Source organism: Mesorhizobium sp. B2-6-1, assembly GCF_006440475.1.
Taxonomy (GTDB): Bacteria; Pseudomonadota; Alphaproteobacteria; order Rhizobiales; family Rhizobiaceae; genus Mesorhizobium.
Genome location: NZ_VFUH01000003.1, coordinates 1 through 20,139, shown reverse-complemented (window position 1 = coordinate 20,139; position 20,139 = coordinate 1). Strand labels below are relative to the sequence as shown.

The window sequence follows — 20,139 nt, the reverse complement described above, 5'->3', positions numbered from 1 at the left end:
CCATGCGGCATGGCTCAACCCGTGACCGCGGCAGCAAGCTTCCAGCAAGATCGACCGCTTTGGCGAAGCCGGTATTGTAGCCCAACCCGCCCAGGTAGGGAGACCTGACCGTCAGTCACGGGACGTCACAGGGCAAGCAATTTGCCGCCCTGGAAATCTGGATCGTTGGAACTCGACTATCCCGCTGGTGGTTAGCCAGAAGGCTGCATAAGCCTCGCTCAGGAACGCCAGCCACCACTGCCGAAGTGACCTGAACTACGGAGCGTCGCCAGCAGGATGTTGGCTGCTCCGCGTTGATCAATCTTCGCTTGCTCACCAAGCGGAGACGCATTCCAGGCAGCCAGTTCTGACACCAAAAGAGCGGTCTCCCCGTCTACCGATGCGCATCTAAGTTGTCCGTTCTTCCCCATCACGATTATAGCTGTACCTATCACGCCATATCCAATCGCAGCTATCCGCTGAACCCAGGTATCGCCGTCAACGCGGACATCGAACAGAACCGACCCTTCGGTTTTTTCCGCAGCGTCCGCCACACGATCACAGAACGGTCGATTGAGGCCTTCGATGTTGCCGAGTGACTGCTCAAACAAGGCCAATTCGACATGCTCTGCCACCATAGCTGTGAGAGTGCGCGCTAGCTGGCCCAATCAGCAAGACACCAGGACCATTATCCACAGCAGCCACAGCTGGTCCCCTTTTTGCCTACTTAATGCCCCCCGTCGGACCGCGAGCCGGGCAACGGCCTCTATGGCTTGGTCGACCTCGTCCGTCGTGGTGTAGTGTGACAGACCCAGCCGGGCGACGCCGCCTTTTTTCGCGCAGTCCAAGCCTGCCGGAGGCTTCATGGCATAGAGTCGCCGGCCCAGCCGAAGATGTTTTTCCTCAGCCAGCGCGGCCGCGTTTTCCAGCGGCGAGCGATTGGCCAGCGGCGAGGTGCCTGTTGAGCGGCAGATTCAGGGCCCTGATATCTGCGCACGCGGCACATCTTGCCCACCCCGGTTGATCGCCTAAATGTTTGGTCCCGGCATTTGCTGGAGCGGATTGAGTCTGAAGCGTTCCGGCTGTGACGCCCACGCCTTGCAGATGAACTCGTAGCGATCCTTCCGCAGTCAGCCTCCGGTTCAGCGGTCAGCTTCACTCCAATTTCTTCAAGCGATTGCGGGCCTCATCTATTCTCGGCACTACAATTGTCAGCCTACTGAATCCAGCATTCTCTTTATCACGGAAAATTTGAAGGTTCGCGCCTGCGACGCCACGCCATATGGATCAACCCCGGCATGGGACGGTCATCAGGCCCCGGGTCGAACAGGTGAGTATAGAACTTCTCTCCACCGCTCATGCTTGGATGTTGCGAGTGCGTCGAAAATTCCTTGGATTTCCGTTGTGCGCGTCCTTCCAAGTCACCAGCATCTGCAATTAGAGAACGTTTGGCTTCGTTCCAAGATGGTTCCCGGGCGGCAGCGCAAAGTCCGCTCGGCGTGCACACCATATGTGTCTCAGCTCGGCCCTTTTTTACTTTGCGTTGGATTCAAGGTGAAATTAGGGGACGCAAGCGAGAGGTCGGCTTTCGGCATCAAGCGGGCTAAGCAGTCATTCAACTCCTGGCCTCAAGCAGCTCATGCACGCTCCACTTGACGGTGCGTGCCGCCCCAGCCGATGTCGGGTTTATCTATGTCGCCGGCGAGACATGCCTTTGACCACGCTTATTGGGGGCGCCGACTGGCGAGCCGCTTCGCAATCATTAGCGATGGAACGGAAAAGAAACCATTCTGCATAAGACTGCTGCTTTTCGACGCACCTTTTCGAAACGTCGGAACGAGCGCTTTTCGCGCAGGCCTCGATGCCCCCATAGGTGAACCGGTTCCATGACGAGTCTGACAATACGCCACCGCATCCTCGTCAGTTTCGCTGCCGTTCTGGTGGTTATGTCCGTGATCGCCGTTATCGCGTACGCCTGGTTTCTTCAGGCGGAGCGGGAGGCAACTGAGGTCGAGAAGGGCATCCTTCCAGACCTCTATCACAGCACCGAGATCATGATGGGGCAGATGAAGGCACATAGCCTGCTTCAGGAATATGCCCTCCAGGACAACCCGTCGGATAAAAGCACGCTTGAAAGCACGATCGCGACCAATCGCGACCAAGTGCGGCGGTTGATGGACGAGTATGAAGCAACGATCGTCTCCGACATCGACAAGCAGAATTACGCAGTCGTCAAAGAACTCGCCAACCAATTTCGGCTGGCGGAAACTGCTGTGCTGGACACGAGCCGAGCTGCCTTGTCGAAAGGTGAAACTCCCAATGAAAGCCCGGTCATCAAGAACACGGTAGAGCCGATCTTTGTGAAATTGCAGTCCGCTCTGCAAGCCATGCTCGAGGATCACAGAGGCGAGGCAAACAGCGCGACGCAGCGAATCAGCTCAATCGTTAGCACGGCGGAAGTCGGTTTGAGCGTGGGCTTGTTGATAGCCCTCGGACTAGCCCTTCTTTTGGGTTACCAGCTGTTCCGCGCTATCACAGCTCCGCTCACACGTTTGGTCGACGCAGTTCAAATGATACGGCAAGGCGACTTCAGCGAACGCCTCGATCTGAGGCGCCGGGACGAATTCAGCGTGCTTGCCGACGGCTTCAACGCAATGGCAGACGATCTCACAACTCTCATTGGTCAGGTACAAAGGTCCAGCATACAGGTCGGCACGTCGATAACTGAGATTGCTGCAACCTCCAAGCAGCAGCAGGCAACAGCGACTGAAATCGCCGCGACCACAACTGAGATCCGCGCGACAGCCAAGGAAATTTCCGCCACTTCAAACGAGCTGGTTCGCACGATGAACGAGGTCTCGACAGTTGCCGAGCAAACGGCGGCCGTCGCCGGCGGAGGGCAAGAGGGGCTGACCCGTATGGAAGGAACCATGCAGCAGGTCATGGACGCGGCGGGTGCGATCAATTCCAAACTCGCGATCCTGAGCGAGAAAGCTGGCAGCATCAATCAGGTGGTGACGACCATCACCAAAGTGGCCGATCAGACGAACCTGTTGTCGCTCAACGCTTCCATCGAGGCTGAGAAGGCCGGGCAATATGGCCGGGGCTTTGCAGTGGTGGCGACAGAGATCCGAAGGCTTGCGGACCAGACGGCCGTCTCCACTTACGATATCGAGCAGATGGTCAAAGACATCCAGTCGGCAGTCGCTGCCGGTGTGATGGGCATGGACAAGTTTTCCGAGCAGGTCCGCCGGGGCATGCACGAAATCCAGCAGGTCGGCGGTCAACTCTTCGAGATCATCCAGCAGGTCCAAGGGCTGGTGCCACGTTTCGAAGTCGCCAATGAAGGCATGCAAGCACAGGCGATCGGCGCGGGACAGATAAGCGACACGCTAACCCAGCTAAGCGAGGCAGCTCAGCAAACAGTCGAGTCCCTTCAGCAATCGACGCTCGCGATCGACGAGCTCAATCAAGTCTCAGGCAGCATGCGAAGCAGCATTTCAAGGTTCAAGCTGAGAGCACAGTGAACTGGCAGTAGGAGGTGATAATGTTATTCCTCGCCTTCAGTATGGGTTCGGATCGCTACTTGATCGATGTCCACCAAATTGAAGAGGTGCTGCCCTATATCGATGTGAAAGTTCTGCCGGGTGCGCCAACCGGTGTGGTGGGCCTGGTCAATTATAACGGAATACCCATTCCCCTGATCGATGTTACTCTTCTCGCGCTTGGCCGGCCATCGGAGCGCCTATTGAGCACCCGGATCGTTGTTACGCGCTACCCGGCGCGAGATGGCGAGCAACGCCTGCTTGGGTTGGTCGCGGAACGGGTGACGGATACGGTCGAGCGAGACCCTGCCGACTTCGCGCCGTTCGGCCTCGAGCCAGAAACGCCGTCTTATCTTGGTCCGGTGGCTTCGGATGGCACGGAGATCATTCAGTGGGTCAAAGCGGAAGCGCTGCTTTCGGAAGAGATTCGTACCGCATTGCTCCGCCAGGCCGCGATGAGTGTTTAATGACCGGCGCAATAGAAAAGCTCCTGATGGAAACCATTGGACTGGACAGTGCCAGCGTTGGCCCGACAGTGGTCCGTCAGGCGGTCAGAGACCGGATGGCAGCGTGCCGGATTGCCAATCCTCAGGCCTATAGGGAACACTTGACCGGTTCCCCGCAGGAGCTGCAGGAGCTGATCAATGCGGTGGTGATCCCGGAGACTTGGTTCTTTCGCGACCGAGAAGCGTTCACGATGTTGGCGCGGCATGCGCGCGTGCACAAGCGTGCTCAGCCGACAAAAGTCTTGAGCCTGCCATGTTCAACCGGTGAAGAGGCCTATTCGGTCGCAATGGCCATGTTCGATGCCGGCTTTGAAGCGCACGAGTTCAACATCGATGCGGTGGACGTCAGTACCCGCAATATCGCGTTGGCTGAACGTGCCGTCTACGGGCGCAATTCCTTTCGCGGCAGCTATCTCGAATTCAGGGACCGCTATTTCGAAGCGGTCGAGGGTGGGTTGCGGCCCAGTGCTGCGGTGCTGAAACAGGTTCGCTTCAGGGTCGGCAACCTATTCGGTACTCGCGCAATTTTTGGGCAAGAGGTCTATGACATCCTACTCTGTCGGAATTTGCTGATCTATTTCAATCGCGAACTGCAGGATCGCGCATTGACCCGCCTGAAAGATCTCTTGGCCACGGACGGACTTCTTCTGGTCGGTCCCGCGGAAGCAGCACTTCCAAGGCTGCATGGCTTTATTTCCGCTGAATGGCCCTTGGCCTTTGCCTTCCTGGAATCGGAGCCCATCAAGGCCGCGGCGCCGACAACTGCTATCCCGGTGCGGACATCAACCCCGAAGCTCAACAAGAGCAAGCCCGTTCTTCCGCCACGACTGACCGTCCGCAAGGAAAACAGTGCGCCGGCCCTGGCCAAGCCCGTTGATCAGGTCTCGGAAAGCCTAGTCGCGGTTGAACGGATCGCCAATGCGGGTCGGGTAAAGGAGGCACAGGAGGTCGCCCTCGCCCATCTCGAGAAATTCGGTCCTTCCGCGCAAATCTTCTACCTGCTGGGCCTCGTTCAGGATGCGGATGGCGCTGCATCCAAGGCCGCGCAAAGCTATCGCAAGGCACTCTATCTCGCGCCAAATCATCGAGAGGCTCTGGTCCACCTGGCTTTGCTGCTTCGCAAGCAAGGCGACCACAGCGGCGCCGAGGCGCTGGCCGGAAGGCTGGTCCGGGTCCAGAAAAGGAGCGGCACCTGATGCCGGCTTCGACAAGGATCGCTCTGCCAGTGGAGCAGATTGAAATCGACGACTGCTGGCGGCGGATAGGCGTTCGGGGTGACAAGTCCTGTCCCCAACTGGAGCAGCATCTCCACTGCCGGAATTGCCCGACCTATAGGAAGATTGCACGGCGCCTCCTTGATCGTGCGGCGCCCTCGGCATATCGCGGCGAATGGCCTGATGACGCTGGTCGTGCAGCGGTCGTTTCGGCGGACGATGAAGCGCCGCAGACGGCCGTTCTCTTCCGGTTGGGGCACGAATGGCTGGCGCTTCCAGCTGGCATTTTTCATGAAGTGGCTGAATCCCGTCCCGTTCATTCCCTTCCACACCGCAGGAATAGTGCAGTGCTCGGCATCGCCAATGTCCGGGGCGAATTGCTGATTTGCCTGTCGCTCGCTGAATTGCTCGGGATCGACGAACCCAAGGAGGAGGAACAAGGCAGACGAGCCAAGATATTTCGCCGCCTCGTCGTGGTGGGCGAGCGGGACAAGCGGGTTGCTTTCACGGTTGATGAGGTCCACGGCTTACATCGCTACCGGGCACGCGACACTCTCGCTGTGCCAGCTACGATCGGCAAGACGCTGTCGGCGGCTACTGTTGCCGTTTTGCCCTGGCGGGAACGGGCTGTTGGCTGTCTCGACCCGGGACAACTGCTCACGATGATGGATCGGAGCATGGCATGACAGATGAGGACTTCAGCCAGGTTTCGATGTTGAGCCTTTTCCAGGCCGAACTGGAGACGCAATCACAGGCTTTGACCTCCGGCCTTCTAGCGCTCGAGCGCGATCCTGTCGCCACCGACGCCCTGGAAGAATGCATGCGGGCCGCGCATTCGCTGAAAGGAGCAGCCCGCATTATCGATCTGACGCCCGCCGTCAAAGTTGCAAATGCAATGGAAGATTGCTTGGTCGCCGCGCAACGTGGGCATCTGAGGGTACGCAAGGAGCATATAGATGCGCTTCTGCAAGGCTCTGACCTTCTGAAATTGATCGCATCGGGATCATCGAACGAGAGCGTCAACCCGGAAGTCGAAAGCTTTCTGGCGAAGTTCGAGGAACTGTCCCTCCCCGAGCCCGCACCCCAAGATTCGGCAGCTGATTTCGCAACCCCAGAGCATAGCCGAAAGGAGCCGACGGCAACCTCGTCAGCGAACCCCCTTGTCGAGCCGAAAGCTCAAGCCCGAGGGAGCATCGGCTCAGATAGAATGGTTCGGGTGACGGCAGACAGCCTGAACCGATTGCTCGGTTTGGCTGGCGAGTCGCTGATGGAAGCTCGGCGGCTCAGGCCATTCGCTGACGGGCTGCTGCGGCTGAAGCGCCTTCAATCAGACATCGCAAGTGCGTTCGACAATCTTGATGCAGTGCTGCTGCCGGTCGCAAAAGATGCGGCTGTGGTGGAGGCGCTGGTTGAAACGCAGCGAAAGCTTCGGTTGAGCCAAGCCTTCTTGGCGGAGCGTCTCGATGAGTTGGATTCAGTCGATCGGAAAGCCACCGATCTTGCCAACCGATTGTACGAGGAGACGTTGGCGAGCCGGATGCGGCCTTTTGAGGACGGGGTGAGACACTACGCAAGAACGGTCCGCGACCTCGGTCGTACACTTGGCAAGCGGGTGCGACTGGAGATCGTAGGCGGCTCGACCGGCATCGACCGCGATATCCTCGAGCAGCTGGATGCCCCCTTGGGGCATCTTCTGCGCAACGCGGTAGACCATGGGCTTGAACCGCCTGATGAGCGCCTCGCAACCGGCAAACCCGAAGAGGGACTCATCAGGCTCGAAGCGAGGCACAATGCCGGACTGCTGCAAATAGCCGTGGTGGACGACGGCAGAGGGATCGAGCTCTCGAAGCTGCGCGAGACTGTCGTCGCCCGGCAGTTTGCAACCAGGGAAAGCGCCGACGCGCTCAGCGAAACGGAATTGCTGGCATTCCTTTTTCTGCCCGGCTTTTCGATGAAAGTTGGCCTGTCCGACGTCTCCGGCCGTGGCGTGGGACTCGACGCAGTGCAGGCGATGACGAAGGAGGTCCGCGGAATCACGAGCGTCTCCTCGGAATTTGGTCGAGGAACCCGGTTTCAACTGCAACTGCCGCTGACGTTGTCAGTCCTGCGCACCTTACTCGTCGAAGTCGATGGGGAGCCCTATGCGTTTCCACTCGCTGCCATCTCCAAGACAATGAAATTGCAGCGGATGGAGATCAACCTCCTGCAGGGCCGCCCGCATTTTCGCTTGAACGATCGACAGATCGGGTTGGTGATAGCGCGCGAGGTGCTGGATCGAGGAGAGTCTGCGTCCGAACCAGAGGAACTCTCGGTCGTCGTGGTGGAAACGGGTCGGGGGGAAGCCTACGGCCTAATCGTCGACCGTTTTCTCGGGGAACGCGAACTGGTGATCAGACCTCTCGATTCCCGGTTTGCCAAGATCAAGGACATCAGCGCAGCGGCCCTGATGGAGGACGGTTCGCCTGTTCTGATCTTCGACGTCGATGATCTGGTTCGATCGGTGGAAAAGCTTGCGTCGTCCAGCGGATTTCGAGCCCTTCGGCGAGCCGCGGGCGGTCCCGGACCGAGCAGACGCAAGCGCGTGCTGGTGATTGACGATTCACTCACGGTTCGCGAACTCCAGCGCAAGATGCTGGGCAATCACGGTTATGACGTCGAAGTGGCAGTCGACGGTATGGACGGGTGGAATGCCGTCCGATCTGGTCCTTTTGATCTCGTCGTCACTGACATAGACATGCCGCGCATGGATGGTATCGAACTGGTGAGCCTGATCAGAAAGGACGCCCATCTCAGGAACACACCCATCATGATCGTTTCATACAAGGATCGGGAAGAAGACCGCTCGCGCGGGCTTGACGCCGGTGCCGACTATTATCTGACCAAGAGTACCTTTCAGGACGAGGCGCTGATCCATGCCGTCGTGGACATGATCGGCGAGGCGACTGAATGAGATCGAAATTGGCGACCAACGAATGAGAATTGGCGTAGTCAACGACATGCCGATGGCGGTTGAACTTCTGCGCCGGCTGGTCATGTCGACCGGCGAACACCAAGTCGCATGGATTGCGACCAATGGGCGTGAGGCGGTCGAGGTCTGCAGACGTGATCTGCCGGATCTGATACTCATGGATCTAGCGATGCCAGAGATGGACGGGGTGGAAGCGACCCGCAGAATCATGGCGGAAACCCCATGTTCAATCTTGCTGGTGACCGCCAGTATCGAAGCCAACGTCGCCGGCGTCTACGAAGCGATGGGGCATGGCGCGCTCGACGCCGTCGATATTCCCTCAGTCGGCATCGAAGGTGATGCGTCCTCGCAATCCGCACGGCTGTTGACCAACAAGATAGCAACGATCGGCAAGCTGATCGGCGATGCGCCGGGCAAGGCAAGAAGGAGGATGTCCCGTGCGGCTGAGCCGACAGCTCGACGGCTAATTGCAATCGGTGCCTCTGCTGGCGGGCCGGCCGCCGTTGCCGCAGTCCTGAGCGCGTTTCCCGTTGATTTCGCCGCCGCCATCGTGCTCGTACAGCATCTCGATGCCCAATTCGTTCCAGGCCTTGCTGATTGGCTCGGCCAGCATACGCCTCTCCCGATCCGTCCAGCGCGGGAAAACGATAGTCCTCAAGCGGGCACCGTTCTCATTGCCAGTTCCGCGGATCATCTGGTTTTCAAGTCAGCTCAGCAACTTGGCTATACGCCTAGCCCCGAGGACAGCGTTTATCGGCCGTCCGTAGATGTGTTCTTCGAAAGTGCCGCGCAATGGTGGCCTGGCTCGGTGATTGGAGTCCTGCTCACAGGCATGGGCAGGGATGGTGCGCACGGGTTGAGACAGCTCCGCGACAAGGGGCATCTCACAATCGCGCAGGATAGAGCAACCAGCGCCGTCTACGGCATGCCGAAGGCCGCCGCCGATGTCGGCGCGGCTGTTGATATTCTTCCTTTGAGTGCGATCGGCTCACGCATAATCGAAGCCCTTTCAGCGCTCCAGGTGAAAGGGTTCGTCCGATGACGCTAGAACCACAGCTGGTCCCACCACTTGCAGATAACTATTCATCCATGGTTCTGCTCATCGATGACCAGATCATGGTTTGCGAGGCGGTCAGGCGCGCTCTAGCCAGCGAGCCTGATATCTCGTTACACTTCTGCACCGACCCATTGAGAGCGATGACGGTCGCCGACGAGGTAAAGCCAACCGTCATCCTGCAGGATCTCGTCATGCCCGGGGTCGATGGGCTGCATCTGGTGCGAGAATACCGGAAGCATGCTTCGACACGCGCGGTCCCAGTCATTGTGCTGTCGAGCAAGGAAGACCCAGCCACCAAGGGCGAAGCGTTCGGTGCGGGAGCGAACGATTATCTCGTAAAGCTTCCGGATCGTATCGAGCTGATTGCACGCGTTCGATATCACACGCGGGCCTATCTGGATCACGTCCAGCGAGAAGCTGCATACCGAGCGCTAAGGGAAAGCCAGCGACAGCTGATCAGTGCTAATCTCGAGCTTGAACGTCTGACGCGGATCGATGGCCTGACGGGCCTCGGCAACAGGCGCTATTTTGACGAATATCTGGCGTCTGAATGGAAGCGTGCTTTTCGCGCACAATCCCCATTGTCGCTGTTGATGATCGATGCCGACAACTTCAAACGATACAATGATACCTATGGCCATATGGCCGGCGACGAGGTGCTCAAGCAAATCGCCCGCGTAATCCAGAGCGGTTCCGGCCGTTCCACCGATCTCGCTGCGCGGTACGGAGGCGAAGAGTTCGTCATCGTGCTGGTCGACACTTTACTGGAACAATCCAGTGCGATCGCAGAGCAGCTCGTCCAGAGCGTGCGGGAGCTGAACATACCCCACGGCTCGGATCGCGTGACCATCAGCGTTGGCGTCGCAACAGCGGTGCCCACCGAGAACGAAACGCCGAAGGATTTCGTCAATGCCGCCGATCTGGCTCTTTTTCGTGCCAAATCGGAAGGACGAAATCGTGTTGCGCTTCAGATGTCCCGCGCTTGACGGGTGGCTAGGCAAACTGTTGGGCCATGCAAGCCGTATTGCCGGTCGTGAGCTCATGGCGGCAGGATGGTACACTTTCACCAATTGCATGATAGCGGACGTGCTGCGGCCGCCGACCTGTCGGCCTATCCGAATACGCAGCAGGCTCCAAACATTTGAAAATACGTTGAATGCACCCCGCTCGCCGGCCTTCAAGAAGGTCTATGCCGACCAGCTCGCTCATTCCGCGGTTGGACATCAAAAACTCATCGCCATTGCATTTGGCTGAAGCGGGCGCCGCAGTTCTGCTCTGACAGGAGCGTGGACCGCAAGCAGTTCGTTCCACTCCACCGAGTTTTCTGCTTGAATACCTCTAAAGCCATCCATGGAGGCCCCTTCCATTCTGAATGATCCCTTCGCCCCCTTACGACAGCGTTTCCTGGCTCGGTGCGCCACTCAACTCGCGGAGTTGAGGGCGGCGCGTCAGAGAGGCCCGTCAGTGGGCTCCAACGACACCCTGATTCCCACCGCGCACTCGCTCGCCGGGGCCGCGGGGACATTCGGGTTTGCGGAGATCAGCGCGCGGGCATCGGCGTTGGAGACATTGCTGATCGAGCAGGCGGACGATGGGGCCTCGCACGCCGCACTCGATGCGCTTATCACGGAGATCGAGCGGACGCTGAAGTGACTCAGCAGACGGGGCTCACTTCTTCGCGCCGCCCAGGCCAGTCCTGGTCATCTCACCCCAGCTCTGGTCGGCCCGAAGAAATTGCCACCAGCCCTTCACGCGCCAGAAATTGTTGAGCTGGCGGTAGCCGAAATTCTCGATCACGGCGACCGCCGTCAATACCGCGAGGTCCCTGGCGCGGGGAAAACGCTGCAACTCGGCCTCTTCGAGAACGAGGGAGCATACGCTCACGCAGACGCCATAGGTGAAGATGAGCGAGGTGAAGGCCAGAAGATATTCGGCCGAAAGGACACCGAGCAGCCAGAAGGCGGGGATGAGGATATAGCCCAGCACCTCCGCCACCGGTCCCAGAACGTCGACAATGAAGATGTGGCCGAAGCCGAGAAAGCCGACGCGGCCATAGCGCGGGTTGAAGAGCATGGAGCGGTAGCGGAAGAAGCATTCGAGCGAGCCGCGCTGCCAGCGCGTGCGCTGCCGGGCAAGGACGCTCAGCGATTCCGGCGCCTCGGTCCAGCACACCGGCTCCGGAATGAACTGGATGCGGTATTTGCGCTTTTTATCCCGCATATAGCGGTGCAGCTTGATGACGAGGTCGAGGTCCTCGCCCATCGAACCCTTGGTGAAGCCGCCGACCGCCACCACTTCGGCCCGGCGAAACATGCCAAAAGCGCCGGAGACCAGCATCAGTGTGTTGATGCGGCTCCAGGCAAGCCGCGCCATCAGGAAGGCGCGCAGGTATTCGACCACCTGGAGCAGTGGCAACAGACGGCGTGGCAGACGGACTTCGCGCACCCTGCCTGCCTCGATCCTGGAGCCGTTGGCGATGCGGATCGTGCCGCCGACGGCAATGGTGCGCTCGGGGTCGTCGATGAATGGCTGGGCGGCACGCATCAGCGCGTCGGGCTCAAGGATAGAGTCGCCGTCGATGACACAAAAGAGCGGCGCGCGACAGACATTGATGCCGGCGTTCTGGGCGTCGGCCTTGCCGCCGTTCTCCTTGTCGACGACGAACAGCCGCTCGGTCATCGGTGACGAATAGAGGCCGCGGATCGGATTGTGCGCGAGCGCCTCCTCATGGGGCCGATGGAACTTTACCAGCTGGAACGCCTCGATAAGGCGCAGCAAGGTCTCGTCTTTCGAGCCGTCGTTGATGACGATGACCTCGAAATTGGGATATTCGAGCGCCAGCATGGAATGGACGCTCTCGACCACGTTCAAGGCCTCGTTGTAGGCGGGCACCAATAGCGCGATCGGCGGCGCGACATCGCCATAGCGGTGCCAAAGCAGCGCCGAGCGCGCGACCGGTGGGCGCTTGGACAATGCATAGCCGGCGACGATGAGCTGCAGGAGGTATATCGTCGTCTGCGCCAGCCCGGCCCCGATGATGAACCAAGACAAGATGGTGGCGGCAAGAACGATCTCGTCGCTCCAGTCGGCGATCATACGGCTGGTCCCTCGGCAAGAATGAGCGAGGCGGTGCGCTGGCTGCGCGAGACCTCGCTGTCGGCAATCTGGCGCAGCAACCGCTCTCCCGGCTGGCCGAAGGAGCGCAGCGCGTTGGCGGCGGCATAGCGCACGTTCCACACCTCGTCGCCCATCAGCTTGGATAGCGGCCGGCCAAGTTCGGCGAGGCCGAGGCGGCCGGCGGCATCGGCGGCCGCGCTGCGCACCTCCCAGTCGCCTTTTGTCATCGCGGTCGAGAGGATCGCCGGCGCGTCGGCATTTCCGGTGAGGCCGAGCGCCCGCAGTGCCGCCGCGGCAACCTCGGACGAGGCGTCGTCGGCCAAGCGGGCGAAGAGATCGGCGAAGCGGAAGCCGCCGGCGCGGGCCAATGCGTCGATCGCGGCCGCCCTTATGAAGGGCACGGCGTCGGCGCGCGCGGCATGGTCCGCCAGTTCCTCCAGGCGCGCGTGCGGAAAGCGCCTGAACAGCTCGATCAGGCGTCGCGAGCGCTGCCCGGCCACGCCGATCTTGCGCAGCGCAATGCCGAGCGGCGGCAGGCTGTTCAGATCGCAGAGCGCTATGGCGACGGCGATCCTGACCTCGCGCGAGCGGTCGTGGTCGAGCGCGGAAAGCAGGCTTGCCACCGCACCTTCCGAGCGCAGCGCCGCCAGCATCTCGGCCGCATGGATGCGTTCGGCGCCGTTGCCCTTTTCCAGTTGCCTGCCGACAAGGGCCGGCAGGCCACATTCCTTGAAAGCAGCAAGGACATCGTCGTGCTCCTCGCCGCGCAAAAGCGAAATGAACTCGAAGCCGGTATTGATCGCCACGCCAGCGGGCACCGAAAGAATGGCCGTTTTCAACACCTCGCGGTCGCGGCTCTCGGTGAAGGCGATCAGCGCATTCAGAAGCTGACGCCGCTGGTCGGCCGCAGCCTTGCTCCGGCGCTCCTGCAGGACGCGTCTCGCGATCAGGAACAGCATGATCACCAGCGAAAGAGCGCTGAGCAGTATGGAGAGATCCCAGATGTTCCACATGGTCAGAACCGCGCGGTCAGGCCGAGACCGAATGTATTCCGGTCGAATCTCGGTCGTTCTTCATGCGCGATGCTGGCGCGCAACGTCAGCGGATCGCTGATGTCCCAGGAAACACCACCAAAGACCGCGCGCGTCGGCACCAGCGTGCCGTCGGAGATTTCGGGAGCGTCGGCATAACCGCCGAACACGTTGAAGTGCGGTGTCGCAGCAAGGTCGACGCGAAGCACATAACCGTCTGCGCCCGTGCCGATATCATCCTGCGCATGAACCCAGCGGGCGGAAAGCCCCAGGCGGCCGTCTAGGATAGAGGTCTGCACCCATGGCGAGATGCTGGTGACATTTGTGTCGGCGAAATTGTCGTAGCGGGCGTCGATGTTGAGCGAAAGCGGGCCGAACGCCTTTGCCGGCGCCATGACCTGCCACGAAGCCCCGGCGCCGATCGAATAGCGCGCGAGGAAATCAGCGTCCGGCGTCGCCGCCGCCAGAGCATAGGCAGAGAACGCCGGCGAGAAGGCCTGGTCGATACGGCCTTCGATCTGGACGTCGGTGCGGCCGAAGCGTGTAGCCAGCCGGGTGCGACCGGAAATCGTGGTGCGCGGCGACAGCCGATAGGCAAGACCTGCCGAACTGTCGGTCCAGTCGCCGAGCTCGCTCGTGAGATCGCTCACCTCGCTGCCGAGATCGAGCCGCCATTTGCGCGGCGGCGGCACGGCCAGCCTTTGCTCGATATCGAAAGAGCCAGGCTCGACGGCGAGCGCTTGGCTGTAGGCATCCCGCGCGTCCTCCTCTTTACCCTCGGCGCGGCGCACATCGCCGAGCCCGACCAGCGCCTCGGCATTGCGCGGATCGGCCGCAAGCACGCGCTGGAACGACTGCCCGGCCCGCGTGTAATCGGCCTCGAGCAAAGCCACTCTCGCATCCAGCTCGAGCGCCTCGACATTGCCTGGCACTGAGGCCAGCACGCCATCGACCAAGCGGCGGGCGCTCGGCGCGTCGCCCCGCCAGATCGCCAGGCGCACCTTGCCGAGCCGCGCGTCGAGAAGGCCCGGCTTGATCGCAAGCGCGCGGTCGAAGAAAAGCCCCGCCTCGTCGAAGCTTTGGCTGGAGCCGACGACCAGGCCAAGGGCGACGAGGATGTCGGTGTTCTTCGGCGCCAGTCCCAGTGCCCGGCGATAGACTTTCTCCGCCTCGGGCAGCTTTCCCGCCGCTCGCAGGCGTCTGCCCTGCTCCATCAGACCGGCGACGGGATCGGGCCGCCGGCTAGTCGGTTTCTTTGTCGGCGCCGGAACCGCGGGAGACCGTCTCACCTCACTGCCGGCGGCTTGCTTCGCCTTCTGGATATTCGCGATAAGCGTGGCGGCGTCAGCGTTGCCGGGCTCCGCCCGCAGGGCCGTTTCGGCTAGCGGAAGCGCGGCATCCAGATTGCCCGAGCGGAACTCGACCTCAGCCATGCCAAAGCTGGCGTCCCGATAGGTTGGGGCCAAGGACAGGGCGTTGGAAAAAGCGTCGCGCGCTGCCGACAGATTGTCGCGGCCGAGTTCGGCAAAACCGAGTTGCACCAAGGCGTCGGCGTTATCGGGTTTAAGCGCAAGGGCGCGCCGTAAAAACTCCACCGCCTCGTCAAAATGCTGCGCTTGCCTGGCCTTGACGCCGAACTCGTAAAGTTCATCCACCGTCTGCGCCAGCACCGCGCCCTGGGGCGCAGCGATCGCCAGGATCAGACATGCGCCAAGGGCTGCGCACCGGCAGCGCCGCATCAGCGTTTCCCGCTCTTTCGCGCGAGCAGACGCGCCAACCGCGCCAGAAGCTCCTCGGGGATGAATGGCTTCACAAGGTAGTCGTCGGCTCCTTTTTCGAGGGCCGAGACGATGTCCCTTTCGCCCTTGCGGGCGGTCAGCATGACGACCGGGGTTTCGGACAAAGCCGGATCGCCCTTGATGCGGGCAAGGACCTCCAGGCCGTCGGCCTTGGGCATCATCGCGTCGAGCACGATGATGTCCGGCGCCTCATGCTCTGCCTTCGAGAGCGCTTCCGCCCCGTCTACTGCTTTGATGACCTCATATCCCTTTGCCCTGAGCCTGAATTCCATCAGCTCGATCAACAAGGGATCGTCATCGCAAATCAGAACTCTTGCCTTCGCTCCGTTCACCAGCCTTGCTCCGGTTCCGTCGCCCCCCGGAGTGATCCCATGAACCGACATCCGCCAATGCGGTCCATGCAGACAGAAATATTCGTCTCGACTCTCTCATCGACGTCCGCCGATGCCACGCGATTATAGACAACCTGATTCGCTGCGCCTGCACCTCGGCACAATCAGTAGATGAATAAGGCGACATGGTATAGGAGCCCTGAACGGCATCGCACAGTGTGCAGACAAACTGCGCTCGGTGGCCAAGCCATACGTCGGCTCAGGTGCGCGATAGAAGCAATCTTTTGACTTCACCGGCAAGCGCAAGCGGGTCGAAAGGTTTGGCGATCACCCCCACCGCCCCCATAGCCAGATAGCGTTCGACCTCATGCGTCTGGGTGCGCGCGGTGATGAACACCACGGGTATCGACGCCGTCGGCCGGGACTCGGCCAGGCGCCTCAGCGTCTCCGGTCCGTCCAAGTCCGGCATCATCACATCGAGCAGGATGAGGTCGGGCCGCCATTCGGCGGCATCGGCCAGCGCCTGCATGCCCGAAGAACAGGATCGCACCTCGAATTCCGGCTCGAGCTCCAGCGACATCTGGGCGATTTCGCGGATATCGTCCTCGTCGTCTACATAGAGGATCCTTGCGGGCATTAGCATCACTCCTTGGCGTGCGCGGCAGGCCGAGTGCCATTGCGGGACGAAACCAACATGTTCCGTACCAACTTTGCCACATCGATTTCCGACGCTCTGGTCTTGGTCATGATCGCCTGCACCCGATCGCCGAGCTTCTGGTCGAGTTCCGCCGCCGAGAACACGATGACCGCAGTCTCGAGCGGCAGATCGGTCAGGAGGTCGAGGCCCGATCCGTCGGGAAGCGCGATATCCAGGATGACTAGGTCGAAGCGATAGCGGGCGATCGCCTCCTGGGCCTGCTTTAGTGTCTTCGCCGAGGTGATCGAGACGCCCGAACCCAGCCCTTCTGACATCACCGCAAGCACGCCCTCATCGTCTTCGACATGCAGGATTTGTGGCTTCGGCTCGACCCTACGGCCGACGATCTTGGCAAGAGCGGCGTGAAGCCGTTTCGAATCCACCGGCTTCTCCAGCCAGTCGACGATGCCGACGGCGCTGCCGTTCAGCGAGCGCCTGGCCTCGTCGGCGACGGCGGAGATGACGATGACCGCAATGTCGGAATTCACCGGTGATGCCCGTATGTCGTGGAAGAGCTTGATTCCGGATTCCCCCGCCAGCTTGATGTCGAGCGTCAGCGCCACGTAGTCGCGCGAGCTCAGCAGCGCTTTGGCGGTGTCGATATCGGGCGCGACGTCGCTGGCAAAGCCTTCTGCATCGAGAAGTGCTGCGATCACCACAGCAATATCAGGCTCGTCCTCGCAGATGAGGACACGCAGGCGGCCATCGCGCTTGCGCGCCCGGCGCTCGACCGAAACCGGCTTCTCGGTCTGCCTGTGCGCTTCGGGGAGGTCAATGTGAAACGAGGTTCCCTTGCCTTCCTCGGTTTCGAAGGAGATGCCGCCGCCCAACTTTTCAGTGATGGCCTTGACGATGCTCAAGCCCAGGCCAGTACCGCCTATCTTGCGAGTGCTGGAGGCGTCCGCCTGCTCGAACTTCCCGAATATGCGACTGCGGAACGCCTCGGGGATGCCAGCGCCCTGGTCCACGACCGAGATGCGCAGCATATCGGGGGCACGACGATGGAGTTTCACCGTGACGATGCCATCAGTGTGCGAGAACTTGATCGCATTCGACAGCAGGTTGGCCATCACCTGATGCAGGCGATCCGGATCTATGTTGGCTTCGGCGCGCGGGGCATCGTCGACCAAGACGATCCTGATTCGGCTGTCGGCCATGTAGTTGGTGCTGGCGGCAATCGCCTGTTCCAGGACCGGGCGGACAGCCATCTGCCTGATCTTGAAGGTGATCACGCCAGATTCGATCTTCTCCATATCAAGGATGTCGTTGATGAGAAGAACCAGCCTTTCACTGTTGGTGTGGGCGATGTTGACGAGATTGGCGGCCTTGGGCGGCAGTTCGCCGGCGACGCCGGCCGCGATCAAACCAAGTGAGCCGCGGATGGAGGTCAGTGGGGTGCGCAATTCGTGGCTGACCGTCGAGATGAAATCGTTCTTCAGCTGGGCATTTCGCTTTTGCTCGGTGATGTCGCGATTGTAGGTGATGACGCCGCTGATCTTGCCGGTCTCGTCGCGGAACGGTGCCTTCAGCGTGTAGAGCCAGCCTTGTCTGCCGTCCGGGAAAACCGCCGGCTGGTCGATGCGCAGCGTCTGCCCGGCTTCCAGAGCGCCCATCTCATCCTGCCGGAAGCGCTCGGCCACGTCCTTAGAGTAGAAATCGAAATCCGTCTTGCCGATAAGCTGTTCGACCGAAGCGGCGCGCATCATTTCGGCAGTGGCGGGATTGGCGGCGATGAACCGGCCGTCGACATCCTTAATGTTCAGGCAATCCGGGAGTTCGCGGACCATGGCCCGGTAGATCATGTTGGACATCGCAAGATCGCGCCGCCGCTGCTGCCGGTCCAGCAGAACGCTTATGAGGACGGTGCTGAGGAAGCGGAACACGAGTGATGGGAGTGTGCTCTGCTGCACCAGGTCGGCAACGACTTGCGAGGGGATGATCAGGAGCGTGATCAGCCCGGCGAAAGCTACCGACACGCCGAGTCCGAATATGTCGAACATGGTGCGAGACCGGGCAGTAACGATGTGGTGCCACGCAATACCGACTATAGCGGTGATGAGGATCCCCACGACACCGACGCTCGCGCCCTGTCCACCGAGATAGATGCGATAGGCAATGGAGCCGGCAGTAGCGATGAACATCGCCGGCCATCCACCGAAGAACGCGGCAGCCGCAATGAAGGCGGCGCGGAGATCGACGACGAAGCCGGAGACGGACAAGCCCGTCGCCATGGAAATGATCGCGCCCATGCACATGACCACACCAAGAACCAGCGACTGCATCCGCGTCGACAGGCGCCCGGTGAAGTCCGCCACAAGATCCCAGGCGACCACGAGGATGGAGACCAGGGCAAGATTGGCGAGGAGTGACTGCCAGAACTCGGTCATGACTTTCCCGCTCCTTTTCCCGATAGATACCGCCAAAACCTATCCGAGGTCTAAAGAAGCTACAGACTCCGGCCCTCTGCCAGTTGAGGCTCGCTGCTCGAAGTCGCGTCGGTGGTTAATCCGCGCGTCGACAGCCCTCTGGCCGAGCCTGCCATAGCCCGGGCGGAACCATCCTCTCCGCTCGCGGTTTGGGCGAGCAACCCAAAGGGAGAGCTTCATGACACAATCGCGCAACTGGTTGATACAGTGGCTGAGAGACGCTCACGCCATGGAGGAGCAGGCCGAGACGATGCTCTCCGGGCAACTGTCACGCCTCGAAAGCTATCCGGAACTCGGCGACCGCATCCGTCAGCGCGGCAGCAGGCCTCGCGCCTCAAAAGCTGTCTTGACCGGATCGGAGAGGGATCCTCCGCGATGAAAGACGCAGGTGGCAAGCTCACCGCCATGTCCCAGTCGATCAGCGGCGTGTTCGCCGGCGACGAGGTGATGAAGGGTTCGCTTGCCAGCTATACTTTCGAGCATATGGAGATTGCCTCCTACACGATGCTCATCGCCGCGGCCAACGCCGAAGGGGAGGCCGAGGTGGCGCGTGTGTGTGTGAACAGAATCTGCGCGAAGAGGAGGCGATGGGGGGATTGGCTCAAGAGCCATCTCGCCGAGACGACGCAGATGTTCCTGTCTCGCGCCGCTGCCGACAGCGATGCCGCGAAACGGTGACGCCCAAATGGCGTGGGCGGACTTTTTTTCTGGCGATCGGGTCCGCTGGGCGGCTCTTGCGCCGGCCGCTGGGTCTTAGGTCGCAGCTAAGAGCCCGCTTCTCCTCCCACAAGAGCGGACTCTTGTCTCGAGTTTATGATCGGCCGCGGATTCGTCAGGGCACGGGTGGGGCAACATGAAGCGACTTCTGTCAGATCTCGCCGCAATGGCTGAGCCCGGCTTCTGGATCGCCCCGGGGCTTTTGGCGCTGCCTTACGCAAGTGGGCGTATTCGTCCTCATTAAGACATGCCGGTGCCTCTGATCGCTCAGGCTTCCAGCCGCCCATGCGCGGACCTTAATACACCATCGTTGAGAGCACTTTCGGGTCTCACTGTCATGATCGCAAAGGGGCCGCGTGACCGACGAGGTGGGGATGCATCGACCGATGAAGTTGCTGGGCGCGTGTTGAGCAATCCGCTCGGTGTTATTGCGGGGTTGCTCCCATTCTTGCGCGTGGCGCACCATATTAGCCATTTGACGGGCGCAGATGCCGGTTTGCGGGGACTCGTCCACCAAGAGGCTCTAGAGTTGCGAGTGTAGTCTGCTGGCCAGCCAGTCCGATATTTTTTCGGTCAGGGGGCGCGCTTCCCATTCGCCCAAACTGATCTGCCTTGATCGCGCAAGATCCTGGCTGAACAGGTCGATCTGCGTTTTGGCAAAATCCCGGCCGTATACATTCAGCGTGGCTTCGTCGTTCAGTCGCAAAGAGCGCTCGTCCAGGTTGGCAGAGCCAAAGCTCGTCCAGACGTC

The 20,139-nt window shown here is 60.7% G+C and carries 16 protein-coding genes and 1 pseudogene; 9 read left to right on the top strand and 8 right to left on the bottom strand.

Features of this window, described 5'->3' with window-relative positions; all coding sequences use genetic code 11:
• Positions 1 to 218: 218 nt before the first annotated feature.
• Positions 219 to 596, bottom strand: coding sequence for a hypothetical protein (locus FJ443_RS07840; protein ID WP_246681202.1), 378 nt, complete (start codon positions 594 to 596; stop codon positions 219 to 221).
• A gap of 1,269 nt (positions 597 to 1,865) precedes the next feature.
• On the opposite strand from FJ443_RS07840, the gene FJ443_RS07830 reads away from it, so the two are divergent.
• From FJ443_RS07830 to FJ443_RS07795, 8 genes are all read left to right on the top strand, one after another.
• The gene (locus FJ443_RS07830; RefSeq protein WP_140581965.1) at positions 1,866 to 3,506 is read left to right on the top strand and encodes a methyl-accepting chemotaxis protein; all 1,641 of its coding nucleotides are present in this window, start codon (positions 1,866 to 1,868) and stop codon (positions 3,504 to 3,506) included.
• A 20-nt stretch (positions 3,507 to 3,526) separates the two neighbouring features.
• Positions 3,527 to 3,991, top strand: coding sequence for a chemotaxis protein CheW (locus tag FJ443_RS07825; protein WP_140518206.1), 465 nt, complete (start codon positions 3,527 to 3,529; stop codon positions 3,989 to 3,991).
• Positions 3,991 to 5,226, top strand: coding sequence for a protein-glutamate O-methyltransferase CheR (locus FJ443_RS07820; RefSeq protein ID WP_140663413.1), 1,236 nt, complete (start codon positions 3,991 to 3,993; stop codon positions 5,224 to 5,226). The genes FJ443_RS07825 and FJ443_RS07820 overlap by 1 nt, the downstream gene beginning before the upstream one ends.
• The gene (locus FJ443_RS07815; RefSeq protein WP_140622663.1) at positions 5,226 to 5,930 is read left to right on the top strand and encodes a chemotaxis protein CheW; all 705 of its coding nucleotides are present in this window, start codon (positions 5,226 to 5,228) and stop codon (positions 5,928 to 5,930) included. Before FJ443_RS07820 ends, FJ443_RS07815 begins: the two co-directional genes overlap by 1 nt.
• On the top strand, positions 5,927 to 8,194 hold the full coding sequence (locus FJ443_RS07810) for a hybrid sensor histidine kinase/response regulator (protein WP_140663411.1): 2,268 nt from the start codon (positions 5,927 to 5,929) through the stop codon (positions 8,192 to 8,194). The genes FJ443_RS07815 and FJ443_RS07810 overlap by 4 nt, the downstream gene beginning before the upstream one ends.
• A gap of 22 nt (positions 8,195 to 8,216) precedes the next feature.
• Positions 8,217 to 9,254, top strand: a complete 1,038-nt coding sequence (locus FJ443_RS07805; RefSeq protein WP_140500726.1) for a chemotaxis response regulator protein-glutamate methylesterase — start codon at positions 8,217 to 8,219, stop codon at positions 9,252 to 9,254.
• A 47-nt stretch (positions 9,255 to 9,301) separates the two neighbouring features.
• Positions 9,302 to 10,255, top strand: coding sequence for a PleD family two-component system response regulator (locus FJ443_RS07800; protein ID WP_281405526.1), 954 nt, complete (start codon positions 9,302 to 9,304; stop codon positions 10,253 to 10,255).
• Between the two features lie 364 nt (positions 10,256 to 10,619).
• A complete protein-coding gene (locus tag FJ443_RS07795; protein WP_181165450.1) occupies positions 10,620 to 10,922 on the top strand; it encodes an Hpt domain-containing protein in 303 nt (100 codons plus the stop codon).
• Between the two features lie 15 nt (positions 10,923 to 10,937).
• Here FJ443_RS07795 and FJ443_RS07790 read toward each other — a convergent pair whose 3' ends face one another.
• From FJ443_RS07790 to FJ443_RS07765, 6 genes are all read right to left on the bottom strand, one after another.
• Positions 10,938 to 12,365, bottom strand: coding sequence for a glycosyltransferase family 2 protein (locus FJ443_RS07790; RefSeq protein ID WP_181175077.1), 1,428 nt, complete (start codon positions 12,363 to 12,365; stop codon positions 10,938 to 10,940).
• Positions 12,362 to 13,399, bottom strand: a complete 1,038-nt coding sequence (locus tag FJ443_RS07785; RefSeq protein ID WP_140663409.1) for a HEAT repeat domain-containing protein — start codon at positions 13,397 to 13,399, stop codon at positions 12,362 to 12,364. The genes FJ443_RS07790 and FJ443_RS07785 overlap by 4 nt, the downstream gene beginning before the upstream one ends.
• Positions 13,400 to 13,401: 2 nt before the next feature.
• Positions 13,402 to 15,156 carry a YaiO family outer membrane beta-barrel protein gene (locus FJ443_RS07780; RefSeq protein ID WP_140518213.1) on the bottom strand — a complete coding sequence of 585 codons (1,755 nt, stop codon included), beginning with the start codon at positions 15,154 to 15,156 and terminating at the stop codon, positions 13,402 to 13,404.
• Positions 15,156 to 15,548 (bottom strand): response regulator, encoded by a 393-nt coding sequence (locus tag FJ443_RS07775; RefSeq protein ID WP_140500730.1) that lies wholly within the window; start codon positions 15,546 to 15,548, stop codon positions 15,156 to 15,158. The genes FJ443_RS07780 and FJ443_RS07775 overlap by 1 nt, the downstream gene beginning before the upstream one ends.
• Positions 15,549 to 15,807: 259 nt before the next feature.
• Positions 15,808 to 16,185: a response regulator gene (locus tag FJ443_RS07770; RefSeq protein WP_140500731.1), complete on the bottom strand. Its 378-nt coding sequence runs from the start codon at positions 16,183 to 16,185 to the stop codon at positions 15,808 to 15,810.
• A gap of 5 nt (positions 16,186 to 16,190) precedes the next feature.
• Positions 16,191 to 18,632, bottom strand: coding sequence for an ATP-binding protein (locus tag FJ443_RS07765; protein ID WP_140500732.1), 2,442 nt, complete (start codon positions 18,630 to 18,632; stop codon positions 16,191 to 16,193).
• Positions 18,633 to 19,046: 414 nt separating this feature from the next.
• Here FJ443_RS07765 and FJ443_RS07760 point away from each other — a divergent pair, with 414 nt between their 5' ends.
• The gene (locus FJ443_RS07760; protein WP_348641928.1) at positions 19,047 to 19,349 is read left to right on the top strand and encodes a DUF892 family protein; all 303 of its coding nucleotides are present in this window, start codon (positions 19,047 to 19,049) and stop codon (positions 19,347 to 19,349) included.
• 562 nt (positions 19,350 to 19,911) lie between these two features.
• Here the strand turns inward: FJ443_RS07760 and FJ443_RS07755 are convergent.
• A pseudogene (locus tag FJ443_RS07755) lies at positions 19,912 to 20,139 on the bottom strand (cardiolipin synthase B); the annotation flags it as partial.